Origin of the sequence: Enterococcus sp. AZ126 (assembly GCF_051714545.1) — a bacterium.
GTDB lineage: Bacteria > Bacillota > Bacilli > Lactobacillales > Enterococcaceae > Enterococcus_L.
In genome coordinates this window covers 20858-34649 of sequence record NZ_JBIOSB010000001.1, presented here as the reverse complement: position 1 = coordinate 34649, position 13792 = coordinate 20858, and the positions used below count along the sequence as shown (strand labels likewise).

Below are 13792 nucleotides of genomic sequence, written 5' to 3'. Positions count from 1 at the left end.
TTAATGTTCTTTTACTTCAATTAAGAGGTCGCCTGAACTGATCGGTTCCTCTTCAAACACGTAAAGATGCTCAACAATACCATCAAAACGAGCTTCAATCGTAGTTTCCATCTTCATCGCTTCTGTTACTAATAGGGCATCGCCTTTTTTGACTTTATCGCCTTTTTTAACTAAAACCTGAAGGACAGAGCCTGACATCGTTGCGCCAATTTGTTCTTTATTCGTTGGTTCTGCTTTACGTTTTGCTTGAACGGAAGATTTGATAGAGGTATCTTTGATGACTACTTCACGGCGTTGTCCGTTTAAATTGAAGAACAATACTCTATTTCCTTCAATATCAGGATCACCAATTTCATCTAAACGAATAATCAATGTTTTACCTTTTTCAATCTGGACTTCAACCGATTCACCTTGGCGAATCCCTTGGAAAAACGTTGGTGTGTCTAATAAAGTAACATCACCAAAATTTTGGTAAGAAGTACGGTAATCTAAGAATACTTGTGGGTACATCAAATAACTCAATATCTCTTCTAATTTTGGTTCGTAGCCGATTTTTTCAGCTAATTCTGCTTTTACTTTATCAAAGTTTACAGGTGCTGCCAAACTTCCAGGTCTTTCAGTAAATGCTGGACGTCCTTTCAAAATAATTCTTTGTAAATCTTTTGGAAATCCACCAACTGGTTGGCCTAAGTCTCCTTGGAAAAATGTAACGACTGATTCAGGGAAACTTAATTCTTCTCCATTAGCGTAGATATCCTCTTCTGTTAAATTATTTTGAACCATGAATAGTGCCATATCCCCTACAACTTTTGAAGAGGGTGTCACTTTTACGATATCGCCAAACATCAGATTGACAGTATGATACATTTTTTTAATATCATCCCACTGATGACCTAAACCAACCGCTTTTGCTTGCTGTTGCAAATTAGAGTATTGTCCACCTGGCATTTCATGCATATAGACTTCCGTTTGCGGAGCATTCAAGCCATTTTCAAATGGCTGATAATACATACGAACATCTTCCCAATAATGGTTGATTTTTTGCGTATTATCGATATTGACATCAGGCGTACGATCGCCATTAACTAAAGCATAATACAAACTGCTCATGCTTGGCTGACTTGTTGCCCCACTCATTGCACTTGTCGCGACATCAACGATGTCAACGCCGGCTTTTGTCGCAGCCGAGTAAGTGATAATACCATTTCCACTTGTATCATGTGTATGCAAATGAATCGGTAAATCTGTCGTATCTTTCAATTCACTGATCAAACGATAGGCTGCTTGTGGTTTTAACAAACCAGCCATGTCTTTGATCGCAATAATATGAGCACCCATTTTTTCAAGTTCTTTCGCCATATTTTTGTAATATTCAACATTGTATTTTGCTCTTGATGGATCATTGATATCAGCTGTGTAACAAATAGCCGCTTCAGCAATTTTCCCTGTGTCTCTAACGGTTTGAATACTTTTTTCCATTTGAGGCAGCCAATTCAAACTATCAAAAATACGGAAAACATCAATGCCTTGTCTTGCTGATTCTTTAATGAACTCTTCAATAACATTATCAGAATAATTTTGATAGCCAACAGCATTCGAACCTCTAAACAGCATTTGGAGCAATGTATTCGGCATTAATTTACGAATCTTACGTAGTCGTTGCCAAGGGTCTTCATTTAAGAAACGATAGGCAACATCAAATGTTGCGCCACCCCACATTTCACTTGAAAATAGCTCTGGCAATCCTTCACCTGTCAATCGTGCAATTTCTTTAAAATCTTGTGTTCTTATACGAGTCGCTAATAAGCTTTGGTGTGCATCACGGAAGGTCGTATCAGTCAATAAAACATTTTCTTGCTTTTTGACCCAGTCGATCACACCTTGCGCTCCATCTTTATCTAAAATATTCTTTGCTGTCACATAATCACTACGTAATTCTAAATCTGTCGGAATACGCGGTGCATCAAAATATTTTTTTTCTAACTTTTCAATGCCAGGAAATCCATTGACCGTTACTTCACCAATATATTTCATTGTTTTATTTCCGCGATCTCTTAATTTTGGAAATTCAAATAATTGCGGAGTATTATCAATAAACGTTGTTTTTGCCTCACCTGACTGAAACTCAGGGTGACCAATCACTTTGTGAAGGAATGGGATGTTTGTTTTAACGCCGCGAATTCTAAACTCTCTTAAACAGCGTTCCATCTTTTGGATTGCTTTTTCAAAGGTAAAGCCATGGGTACAAACTTTTACTAGCAATGAATCAAAATAAGGCGTAACGACTGCACCAGAATAAGCATTTCCAACATCTAAACGGACACCAAAACCGCCTGGCGAACGATAAGTATCGATTTTACCAGTATCTGGCATAAAGTGATTCAGTGGATCTTCTGTTGTGATTCGACACTGGATTGCTGCACCATTCAACGTAATTTTTTCTTGTTTCGGAATTTTCATATCTTTATGTAAATCAAGCCCTTGAGCGATTTGCAATTGAGATACTACAATATCGATATCTGTGATCATCTCAGTAATCGTATGTTCTACTTGAACACGAGGATTCACTTCAATAAAGTAAAATTGATCTCCTTCAACCAGGAATTCAACTGTTCCAGCATTGATATACTGAACATGTTTCATCAATTGAACGGCAGCATCACAGATTTCTTTCCGTTTTTCTTCATTCATCGAAACACAAGGCGCTACTTCGACGACCTTTTGGTGACGACGTTGTACTGAACAGTCACGTTCAAATAAGTGAATCACATTGCCATGCGTATCCCCTAAAATTTGAACTTCTATATGTTTCGGATTTGAAATATATTTTTCAACATAGACCTCATCCGAACCAAATGCCGCCTTAGCTTCACTTTTCGCTCGATCATAGCCTTCTCTGGCTTCTTTTTCATCGTGAGCAACTCGCATACCGCGACCGCCTCCACCAAGTGCTGCTTTGATCATGATCGGAAAACCATGTGTCCGTCCAAAATCCAAGACACCTTCTACAGTATCAACTGGACCATCAGAACCTGGTATTGATGAAATCCCAGCTGCAACAGCCGCTTCTTTTGCTTTGATCTTATCTCCAAAAATATCTAGATGGTGTAATGATGGACCGACAAAAGTGAGCCCTTCTTCTTCACAGCGACGAGCAAATTCTAAATTTTCAGAAAGAAACCCGTAGCCTGGATGAATAGCATCCGCACCAGATTTTTTAGCGATTCTGATAATATCTTCCATGTCAAGGTACGCTTCAATTGGTTTTTTACCCTTACCGACTAAATACGCTTCATCCGCTTTAAAACGATGAACTGAATATTCATCTTCTGCTGCATAGATCGCCACTGTCCCGATGTGCATCTCTGTACAGGCTCTAAAAATTCGAATTGCAATTTCTCCACGATTTGCTACTAAAACTTTTTTCATTCTTTCACTCCTACCTGTTTATTTAGGCTGACTGAGAAGTATTTAACGCCAAAATAAATCGAAATTACTTCTGTCTTGCCATACAATTACCTTCATTTATAGTTATTGATTATTAAGTAATCGGTATTCCTGATCCATTTTTTGTTTTTTTTCATCTGCACTGATATTCAGTACAAATGCCACTGCTGTAGAAATAATCAACACACTATTTCCTCCATGACTAAGAAATGGGAATGTGATCCCGGTTAGAGGAATAACACCTGTAATACCGCCAAGATTAATAAAAACCTGCAACAATAACATTGAACCAATACCGACACACATCAATGAATTGAACGGTTTTTTAGAACGCACTCCGACTAGAATGATACGCGCAATCATAAACATCAAAATTGCTAAAATGATCAAGGAAACTAACAGACCTAACTCTTCGATCGTAATAGCAAAAATAAAATCCGAATGTGCTTCTGGTAAGAAACCTTTTTTCTGAATGCTATTACCTAAACCTTTTCCAAACCAACTACCATTGTTGATCGCATAATATGAATTTGCTAACTGATGTCCGGCATTGCGTTCATCTTTAAATGGGTTTAAAAATATAGCAAAACGTTGATATACATATTGATACCTTTGAGGAATAAAACTACCTTTGCTTAGTATCAAAGCCTGAATGACAACAATACTACCTAAAATTCCAGCGCCACCAACAAGATAAGTATACATATAGTTTACACCACTAGCCAATAACATAATAATGACTATTAGTGTTAGAATCGCTGCATTTCCAAAATCGGGCTGTATAGCCACTAAAAAAATCAAAAAACCAACCAAAAGCATTGGTCTAAACACAGCTTTTTTAAATTCTTTATCGATATATTTCTGTCTACGTCCCAAAATAAAAGCTAAATACCAAATCACCATAATTTTCAGATACTCGGCTGGTTGCATCGAAAACGCGCCCAAATATAGCCAGCCAGAAGCCCCATTGATTGTTCTTCCCAATGGTGTAAATTTAACGGCCATTAGCAAAACAGAGATCACACTAATTGCAAACATAATAAAGGCTTTATTTTGAAAAACAGTTGTTTTCATCTTGTAAATAAAAAACATTGCAACTAAACTTAAAACCCAAAATTGTAATTGAGAGATGACCATACTTGTTGGTGATAATCCCTTTGATACTAATAATGAAGATGTCGAACTATAAACCATGATCAATCCGATTGCACTAAGGACTAAGTACGGGATCAAAATGCTATAGTCTAACAGATGTCTCTTTTTTATCTTATTTGGCAAAGCTTAACCCTCCTTGCCACTCTCTTTTTTTTCTTGTGTCTCTTCATAAACGTCACTATATAATTGATTAAGCTCTTTTTCTAAGTCACTTAGTAATTGATGTCCTTGTTTTGAACTTAAAATACCAATTCGAATGGCATACGTCACCTGACGAGAAAAACCATACATTTGTGTATCTACAACTTCCTCAAAAGCCTTACACTGGGAAATACACAAGCTATTTTTTTGATTACGGATCAACATAATGATCCTGTTTGCATCATCGTTTAACAGCTGAACGGCAAATTCTTTTGAAATGGATTCCATTTGCACTAAACCTCCCATCTTAATTATGTAATTATAGCATAATTTGTCTGTTCATTAACAGAACTTTTCTTAAAATCCTCTGTTAAAAATTTTTTTACTATCTTAACAAACAGAAATAAGTGGCAGTCTCAATATTCTTTTAAAATTAAATCTGGCTCAACTGTATATAGTAATCACCGTTGCTGCTAAAATCTCGGTATTATTTTGATTTTTTCTAGTATTTTATTTTAATTTAAGCCATAAACAATTGCGTAATAGATGACATAAAACCAACTCAAAGCACCATGAAATACTGCCCAAATAATACTGTGCCAGTTCACGTAAGAGATGACCAATGCTAATGCACAACCAAACGAAACTCCTGCTTTTGCACTCTCTTTCATAACGATTCCTCCTTTATAAAATGTGTGGTTCAACTTGTATATAAACGCTATTATTTATAGTAACAGAATCTATTTTAAGAAGCTATTAAAGTACCTATGAATGATGATTATTTATCTAAGATAAATCGAACGCTCTTTTATATAAAAATCGTCTCTTGAACGATAGAAATTTAAGTCTTCTTCTTAAGGCAGCTTTGCTATTCAATTAAATTTTAATTTAAATGGATTATTTTAAATGGATTATATAGTTTAGAAAAAAATTTAAAATCATTGAAATTTGATTCAAAAAATATAAAAAAAGCGAAAATGAATCACATTGCATGATTCATTCGCGCTCTTTAAACGTTGTAATAAAAGGTCTAGATTGCTGTTGTTGCACCACGGTATACAATACCGCGACGAGGATCAACAGTGATTAATTCATCATTTTCAATCAAGCTTGTTGCATCAGCAGCACCAACGATTACAGGAATATCTTTTGCAATTGCAACTACTGCTGCATGAGAAGTTAATCCGCCTTCTTCGACTACCAAAGCAATTGCTTTGTCGATTGCAGGCATGTAATCTTTGTCAGTTGTTTTAAGAACTAGAATAGAACCTTCTACTGCATTTGCTACTGCTTCTTCAGCTGTATTAGCTACAACTGCTTTGGCAATAACTGAAGCTTCGCCGATTCCTTGACCTTGAACTAATTTTGATCCAATCATTTGAATCTTCATTAGGTTTGTTGTACCTCTTTCACCTACTGGTACACCAGCCGTGATGATGATCAAATCACCTTCACTTGCAAAACCTTCTTCTTGAGAAGTGTGAGTTGCTAAATTAAACATTTCATCAGTACTTGCAGGTTTGTCTGCCACTGTTGCATAAACACCCCAAGATAATGATAAGCTACGAGCTTTTTGTTCTGTAAATGTAATCGCAACGATATGTGATTTTGGACGGTATTTAGAAATCATGCGGGCAGTATGTCCTGACTCAGTTGCCGCAACGATTGTTTGAATACCTAAATTACGGGCAGTATGTCCAACTGATTGACCAATCGCTTCTGCCATATCTGTTTTGCTGTATAATTTTAATGCAAATGAATCTTGGTTGATCAATGCTTCTTCTGTACGAACTGCGATACGAGCCATTGTTTGAACGGCTTCTAATGGGTAATCCCCAGCAGCAGTTTCACCAGATAGCATAACTGCATCTGTTCCATCATAAATTGCATTGGCAACGTCATTTGCTTCCGCACGTGTTGGACGTGGGTTGCGTTGCATAGAATCTAGCATTTGTGTCGCTGTAATAACTGGTTTACCTAAGGCATTACATTTTTGGATTAAATCTTTTTGAACAACAGGTACATCTTCTGTTGGAATTTCAACACCCATATCACCACGAGCAACCATCAAACCGTCAGAAACTTTTAGGATTTCGTCAATATTGTCGATTCCTTCTTGGTTTTCGATTTTAGGAATGATTTGGATGTGTGTTGCATTTTCTTCTTCTAAAATTTTAGTAATTTCTAAAACGTCTGTTGCACGACGAACGAAGCTTGCTGCGATAAAGTCAACACCTTGTTCAATACCAAAACGGATATCAGCAGCATCTTTGTCTGTAATACCAGGAAGGTTTACTGAAACGCCAGGTACGTTAACACCTTTTTTATTTTTAAGAACGCCTTCGTTTTTAACAAGTGTAACGATTTCGTTCGCAGTACGATCGATATCTGTCACTTCTAAGTCGATCAATCCATCATCTAAAAGAATATGAGAGCCAACATTTACGTCGTTGATCAATTCTGGATAAGTGATTGAAAATTTTTCGTTTGTTCCTAACATTTCTGTCATAGAGAGACGTACTGAATCGCCAGTTTTTAATGTAATAGCACCATTTTCCATTTCGTTCGTACGAATTTCAGGTCCTTTTGTATCAAGTAAGATTGCTACACGTTTCCCTGTAATTTTTGCAGCCTCACGAATATTTTTGATACGGTTTCCATGTTCTTCAAAATCACCATGTGAGAAGTTCAAACGGCAAACATTCATTCCTGCATTCATTAAGTTTACTAGCATATCAACAGTTTCACTAGCTGGTCCGATCGTACATACGATTTTCGTTTTTTTCATTACCAAACGCTCCTATTCCATTTTTGTTTATACATTATGAAGATTATCTATTTTCCTCAAGCGATACTTTATGAAACTTGTATCTAAAAAGAAATCTCTTGATTTAAATCATAAAGTGATAAATCTGGTTTGTGTTTGTTGTTTTCCAAAGTATCAACGATATCTGCAGAAACAACTTCGTTATTCAGCATGCCGATACATTGTCCACCTTTACCTGCTTTTAATAATTCAACAGCGTAAGAACCAAATTTACTTGCTAAGACACGATCACGAGCACTTGGTGAGCCGCCACGGACAACGTGTCCTAAAATAGACACACGTGTGTGGAAATCGCCATGTTCAGAAAGTTTATCGGCAAATTCGTTACCACCCATCACACCTTCTGCTAAAATAATTAAGCAATGTTTTTTGCCGCGATCACGACCTTCTCTAATACGCTTGGCAACATTAACCATGTCAAAATCATGTTCTGGAATGATGATTTCATCCGCTCCACCTGCAACACCTGACCATAGTGCGATATCGCCTGCACCACGTCCCATTACTTCAATGACGAATGTACGTACATGTGAAGTGGCAGTATCACGAATACGGTCGATTGATTCTAGGACTGTGTTGATTGCTGTATCAAACCCGATCGTGAAATCAGTCCCAGGAATATCATTATCGATCGTCCCTGGAATTCCTACAGCTGGAAATCCACGTTTTGTTAAAGCCATTGCTCCGTGATAAGAACCATCACCACCAATAACAACTAATCCTTCGATGCCGAATTTTTTCAATTGTTCGATCCCTTTTAATTGTCCTTCTTCTGTTGCGAATTCTGGGTAACGTGCAGAATATAAAAATGTTCCTCCACGTTGAATTTTGTCACCAACATCCGCAATATCTAAACGGCGGATATCTCCTGCGACTAAGCCTGCAAAACCGTAGTTGATCCCATAAACTTCGATTCCATCAAAAATCCCTTTACGTACCACTGCACGAATTGCAGCGTTCATTCCTGGGGCGTCTCCCCCACTGGTTAAAATACCGATACGTTTCATTCGTTCTTTCACCTCATATAATATACTTTTAAGCTGCAACAAGTTTTGTCACAGTTATTCATTACTCAAAAATATCACGTCATTCATTTTACCATTAATAGTGCAAAATGTCTTGATTAAAGAAGAAATAATTGAAAAAAGATGAAAACAATTAGTATTTTTTACCGTAAATCATTTGAAAACAACATTTTGATCACCTAAAATCGCTTCTAGTTGTTCTTTTACATCTACTGTATCAGCTATCCAATTTTCTTCTCCCAGAACTAATTTTTTACCATTTTTTTCAAAGTAAATAATTACTGGTGTATTCCCTCTGTGCTTTTGAATGACGTCTTGAATACTTTGCAAAATTTCTTTTTGGTCTTTCGCTTCAATAATTTTTAAATAACACGTTGTTGCACTGATACTGTTTTCAATATCACTCGCTTTTTCAATCTGGTTTACCAATAATTGAAGTTCTTGATTATAATTACTTTTTTCTATTTTTCCTTCTACAAAGTAAACTTGATTTTGCTCAACAGTTTGACGGAGTGTTCTGAAAACTGTAGGGAAAAGCGTCAAAGATAACGAACCTGTTAAATCATCCCCTTCAACAAAAGCCATTTGTTCGCCTTTTTTTGTACGAATCACGCGAATATCTTTGACATAGATCAATAAGCGGGCTGTTTGGTTTTCTACTACATCACTGACTAGCATCACTTGTTTTGCTAAACGCGTTTTTTTGAACTCTTCAGTAGGATGACCTGACAAGTATACACCTAAATATTGTTCTTCTTGTTCTAGCTTCTCTTCTAATGAGTAATCTGCAACTTCTACTTCTTTTAGTTTTAACGTATCTTCTAAAAGATTCATGCTACCGCCACTATAGATGATGTTTTGAATTTCACTCTCTAGACTAACTGCTAATTGACGACGATTTGCTTGCAGATCGTCAAAGGCACCAATGGCAATCAATGGTTGAATATTCTCAGCTTTCAGCCACTTTCGATCAATGCGTAATAAAAATTGATCAAATGTTTTAAATGGACCTCGCTCTTTTCGTTCATCTAAAATATTTTGGATAAAATCTCTGCGGATTCCTTTTAAAGAACTAAAACCGAACATGATTTGATCATCATTATTTAAGTAAAAGCTATAGTTACTAGAATTGATCGATGGCTGCACGATGACCATTTTATTTTTACGTGCTTCTCCGATATACTCTTTGATTTTAGTAGGATTATGTCTTACCGAATGAAGAATTGCTGCATAAAAAGCGCCAGGAAAATGTACTTTTAAGTACGCCATTTGAAACCCAATAAACGAATAAGCAAAGGCATGAGATCGGTTGAATCCGTAGTTAGCAAAACGCTCGATATAATCGTAAATCATCATTGCAACGTCTTCGCTGTGCCCTTGTTTCATTGCACCTTCAACAAAGTGTTTGCGCTCTTCATCTAATACATCTTTTTTCTTTTTACTAACTGCACGTCGTAAAATATCTGCTTGTCCTAGACTAAAACCTGCCATCGTAGAGGCAACTTGAATGATTTGTTCCTGATACACAATAACGCCATACGTATTCTTTAAAATCGGTTCTAAAACAGCGTCAGGGTAATTGATTGGTTCTTGCCCTTTTTTTCGACGAATAAACAAATCAATATTCTGCATTGGTCCTGGACGATACAAGGCATTTACAGCTGCAATATCTTCAATACTTGTTGGCCCAAGTTTTCGTAAAACATTTCTGATACCTGCTGACTCAAACTGAAAAACACCACTCGTTTCTCCGCGTCTAAATAAGGACAATGTCAATTCATCATCTAAAGGAATTTGGTTTAAAATCACTTCTTTTTTGTACACTCGTTTGATCGATTTAATCGTATCATCGATGATCGATAAATTTCTAAGTCCTAAGAAATCCATCTTTAGCAAACCTATTTTTTCAACGTCATTCATCGTGAATTGTGTCAGAAAAATATCATTTGAACCCGGTTGTAATGGGACAATATCTAAAAGGTTCAAATCACTGATCACCACACCAGCTGCGTGGGTGGAAACATGACGTGGTAAGCCTTCTAAGCGCATAGCCGTATCGTATAATAACCGGTTCGTTTCAGAAGAATTCACTAATTCCACAAGATTTTTTGAATCAGCATAAGCTATTTTCAACGTCATTTTCAATGCACTAGGCACAGCATTTGACCAACGGTTTGACTCACTTTGAGACAAACCAAAGACTCTAGCAACGTCTCTCAAAACCATTTTTGCTGCCATCGTTCCAAATGTAGCAATCTGTGCCATATGATAGTGCCCATATTTTTCACGAACATATTGCAGCACTTCTTCACGGCGATTATCTGGGATGTCTAAATCAATATCTGGCATCGAGTGTCTTTCAGGATTTAAGAATCGTTCAAAAAGCAGATCATATTTGATTGGATCTACGTCCGTGATTGATAAAACATATGACACCAGAGAACCCGCAGCAGAACCACGACCTGCACCTGTCACGATTTTTTTATCATGAGCAAATGCCATTGCGTCCCAAACAATCAAGAAATAGTCATCAAACCCCATTGTATGGATGATATCAAGCTCTTTTTCTAAGCGCTCTTCATATTCAGGTGAAACAATTGAAATGCGTTCAGGAAGTTTCTTCAAACATAACTCTTTCAAAAATTCGCCTGCCTGTTTCCCTTCTGGAATCGGGTAATGCGGTAATAAGCGCTGATGTAAAGGAATCTCCACCGTGCAGTGCTCGGCAAGTTTTTCCGCATTGTGAATAGCTTGTTCATTCACAATTGTACGTAACTGCTCAGTTGCATCTGTCTGATTTCTGAGATAAAAAGGGCCTTCAATTTCTGTTTCTTCCGCATTAAGCGTCATTTGTTGTCCTTTATCAATGTGAGTTAATACTTTTAATGCAAAGCCATCTTCTCGATTTAAATAACGTGTTTCCTGTAAAGCAAGGAGTGGTTGATCTTTTGCTTCGTAAAACTTAAAAAGTGCAGCATCAGTTTCTGGATTGCACGTAAATGAGACGCCCGCAAAAAAGGAGCTTGGGTCAAATAATTGCACTAACCGATCTAAACTTTCAGCTGCCTCTACCTCACTTTGTTTTAAAGCAAAAGCCACTTCCCCTCTCTCAGACGACATCACGGCAAATAAATGCGTTAAATGCTCTTTAATATCGTCCAAATAAAAATGTCTTTCACTATTCATCTTGGCAGTGGAGATCCGCATCAAGTTTTTATAGCCTTCTAAATTTTTTGCATATAATAATAACTGAGCAGATTCTTCAGACTTTTGTGGCGTATATTCTACTGTCAAACCAATGATCGGTTTGATTGCTTCTTTCTTACAGGCTTCAAAAAATTCGATTGCCCCATGAAGCACATTGATATCGGTAATTCCTAGGGTCGTATAGCCTAGTTTTTTTGCTTGTTGCACTAATTCTTGAATCCGAATAGTACTGGAGAGTAAGGAATAGGAAGTAATTGTATATAATTGTGGAAAGGGCATAGGACATCTCCTTCTATATATGATGGTTTTAAATCAAAAATGTAACTTTCAATTTCTTTACATTTGCAAAAATTGTGCTAAACTATAGCTAGAAAAGAGGTGCATTCCATGCGTTACATTCTTGTATTGTTGTGGTCCTTCTTACTAGGACAAGTAGTCGGTTATATCGGTGGTGCTTTAAACGGCGGAACTTACGATTTTATGCTGACAACGATTATGTCATTGATTACCGGCGTGATTATCTTATTGATTGGTCAATTTGCATTACCAAAAAAAGAAACCACTAAAAGTGCTCAATAACTTTCAGGTCGTCTCCTTAAGCTGACTTTCCAAAAATAGCTTTTGAATCGCCTTTTGTTCCGTGAAAGTGATGATTATAAAAAAACCAGTTATTACAAACATTGTAACTGGTTTTTTTATGTTTTCAACCGTTTAAAGACTTTTATTTAAAATTTTCCGAAAATTAAACAACGACAAGCAAATATTTCCTAATACAAAACACGCTGTTACAATAAATACTGCACTATAACCCATACCATGAGCAACGGTTGATCCAACCATCGGACCCAAAACTTGCCCGAAATTACTAAACATCTGATTGTAACTGTAAACCCGGCTTACACCCTCTGATGGCGTGATTTTACTGATCAGCGTATTGATTGACGGCATCAACGCCCCTGTTGAGAACCCAAGAAAGAAACGTAGTAATCCTAATTGAAAAGGCGTTTTGACAAAGGCCATAGGAATATAACAGATCATTGATAAAATCAATCCAGCTAATAAAACCTTATGATTACCAATCTTATCTCCTAGTTTCCCCAACACCGGTGAAGAGATCACAGCAGATACACCAGCAACTGAAACGATTAGCCCACTAATAAACAAAATATTGCCAGTATCATGGCTCAACGAGCGAATATATAGTGTCAATATCGGGCTAATACTTGTAACACCAATTTGTAAAATCAATGTTGTAATGAATAATCCAATCAAAATGGATACATGGTCCATCTTTGAAAAAATCTCTTTTGTACTCAATAAATCTTTCTTCTCAACTGGTTGGAAGTCTTCTTTCACCATGAAAATCGTTAGTAAAGTTGTGATCAACAACACCACTCCAGTGATAATAAAAACATTTTCCATCCCAAACCATTGAGCAAGTGCCCCGCCAATCGATGGTCCAATCAAGTTTCCAGCAATTGCTCCTGTCGAAAGAGTTCCTAGTGCCCATCCACTTTTTTCTTTTGGTGCTTGTGAAGCAATCATCGCAGTTGCGTTAGGAATATATCCAGAGAGTATCCCATTAAAAAAACGCATGATCAAAAGCCAATAAACATTTGGAACAAAAGCCAACGAACCCATCGTGATCGTCATTCCAGCCGCTGCTCTGATCATCATCAGTTTCCGACCTTTTCTATCCGCTAAATTCCCCCAAATCGGTGCAACGATTGCTGCTGCAAAAGCCGTAACAGATATGGCAAGACCAGAAAATAACTCTACCTGATTCTTCGGAGTCCCCAACTGCTCAACATATACAGGAATAAAAGGCATTACTAAACTAATACTTGCACCCGTAAAAAAACAGCCCAACCAGGCAACCATTAAATTCTTTTTCCATTCAATTTTCATCTTAAAATACACCTCACAAGTTCTTCACTATTAACTATACTCCAAATTCTCCAATCTCTCAAAAAATTTTTACGTAAACAAG

Annotated in this window: 9 protein-coding genes; 1 reads left to right on the top strand and 8 read right to left on the bottom strand. The window is 36.9% G+C overall.

Features of this window, described 5'->3' with window-relative positions; genetic code table 11:
- The 7 genes from IGI43_RS00155 to dnaE form a co-directional block, all read right to left on the bottom strand.
- Positions 1 to 3429 carry a pyruvate carboxylase gene (locus IGI43_RS00155; protein WP_438755774.1) on the bottom strand — a complete coding sequence of 1143 codons (3429 nt, stop codon included), beginning with the start codon at positions 3427 to 3429 and terminating at the stop codon, positions 1 to 3.
- Positions 3430 to 3531: 102 nt separating this feature from the next.
- Positions 3532 to 4725, bottom strand: coding sequence for an FtsW/RodA/SpoVE family cell cycle protein (locus IGI43_RS00150; protein WP_438755773.1), 1194 nt, complete (start codon positions 4723 to 4725; stop codon positions 3532 to 3534).
- 3 nt (positions 4726 to 4728) lie between these two features.
- On the bottom strand, positions 4729 to 5031 hold the full coding sequence (locus tag IGI43_RS00145) for a YlaN family protein (RefSeq protein ID WP_438755772.1): 303 nt from the start codon (positions 5029 to 5031) through the stop codon (positions 4729 to 4731).
- A 227-nt stretch (positions 5032 to 5258) separates the two neighbouring features.
- Positions 5259 to 5414, bottom strand: coding sequence for a hypothetical protein (locus IGI43_RS00140; RefSeq protein ID WP_438755771.1), 156 nt, complete (start codon positions 5412 to 5414; stop codon positions 5259 to 5261).
- Between the two features lie 359 nt (positions 5415 to 5773).
- A complete protein-coding gene (gene pyk, locus IGI43_RS00135) occupies positions 5774 to 7531 on the bottom strand; it encodes a pyruvate kinase (protein ID WP_438755770.1) in 1758 nt (585 codons plus the stop codon).
- An 83-nt stretch (positions 7532 to 7614) separates the two neighbouring features.
- Entirely contained in the window at positions 7615 to 8577 is a 963-nt protein-coding gene (gene pfkA / locus IGI43_RS00130; RefSeq protein ID WP_438755769.1) for a 6-phosphofructokinase, read from the bottom strand.
- 171 nt (positions 8578 to 8748) lie between these two features.
- Positions 8749 to 12081, bottom strand: a complete 3333-nt coding sequence (gene dnaE / locus IGI43_RS00125; protein WP_438755768.1) for a DNA polymerase III subunit alpha — start codon at positions 12079 to 12081, stop codon at positions 8749 to 8751.
- 108 nt (positions 12082 to 12189) lie between these two features.
- Here dnaE and IGI43_RS00120 point away from each other — a divergent pair, with 108 nt between their 5' ends.
- Entirely contained in the window at positions 12190 to 12381 is a 192-nt protein-coding gene (locus IGI43_RS00120; protein ID WP_206841920.1) for a YjzD family protein, read from the top strand.
- A gap of 132 nt (positions 12382 to 12513) precedes the next feature.
- On the opposite strand, the gene IGI43_RS00115 is transcribed toward IGI43_RS00120, so the two are convergent.
- Positions 12514 to 13710: a multidrug efflux MFS transporter gene (locus IGI43_RS00115; protein WP_438755767.1), complete on the bottom strand. Its 1197-nt coding sequence runs from the start codon at positions 13708 to 13710 to the stop codon at positions 12514 to 12516.
- Positions 13711 to 13792 lie beyond the last annotated feature (82 nt).

Bases quoted from the DNA above. Each gene is read 5' to 3' on its own strand.
- IGI43_RS00155 (WP_438755774.1), bottom strand. From the start codon at position 3,429: ATGAAAAAAGTTTTAGTAGCAAATCGTGGAGAAATTGCAATTCGAATT.
- IGI43_RS00145 (WP_438755772.1), bottom strand. From the start codon at position 5,031: ATGGAATCCATTTCAAAAGAATTTGCCGTTCAGCTGTTAAACGATGAT.
- IGI43_RS00140 (WP_438755771.1), bottom strand. From the start codon at position 5,414: ATGAAAGAGAGTGCAAAAGCAGGAGTTTCGTTTGGTTGTGCATTAGCA.
- pyk (WP_438755770.1), bottom strand. From the start codon at position 7,531: ATGAAAAAAACGAAAATCGTATGTACGATCGGACCAGCTAGTGAAACT.
- pfkA (WP_438755769.1), bottom strand. From the start codon at position 8,577: ATGAAACGTATCGGTATTTTAACCAGTGGGGGAGACGCCCCAGGAATG.
- dnaE (WP_438755768.1), bottom strand. From the start codon at position 12,081: ATGCCCTTTCCACAATTATATACAATTACTTCCTATTCCTTACTCTCC.
- IGI43_RS00120 (WP_206841920.1), top strand. From the start codon at position 12,190: ATGCGTTACATTCTTGTATTGTTGTGGTCCTTCTTACTAGGACAAGTA.
- IGI43_RS00115 (WP_438755767.1), bottom strand. From the start codon at position 13,710: ATGAAAATTGAATGGAAAAAGAATTTAATGGTTGCCTGGTTGGGCTGT.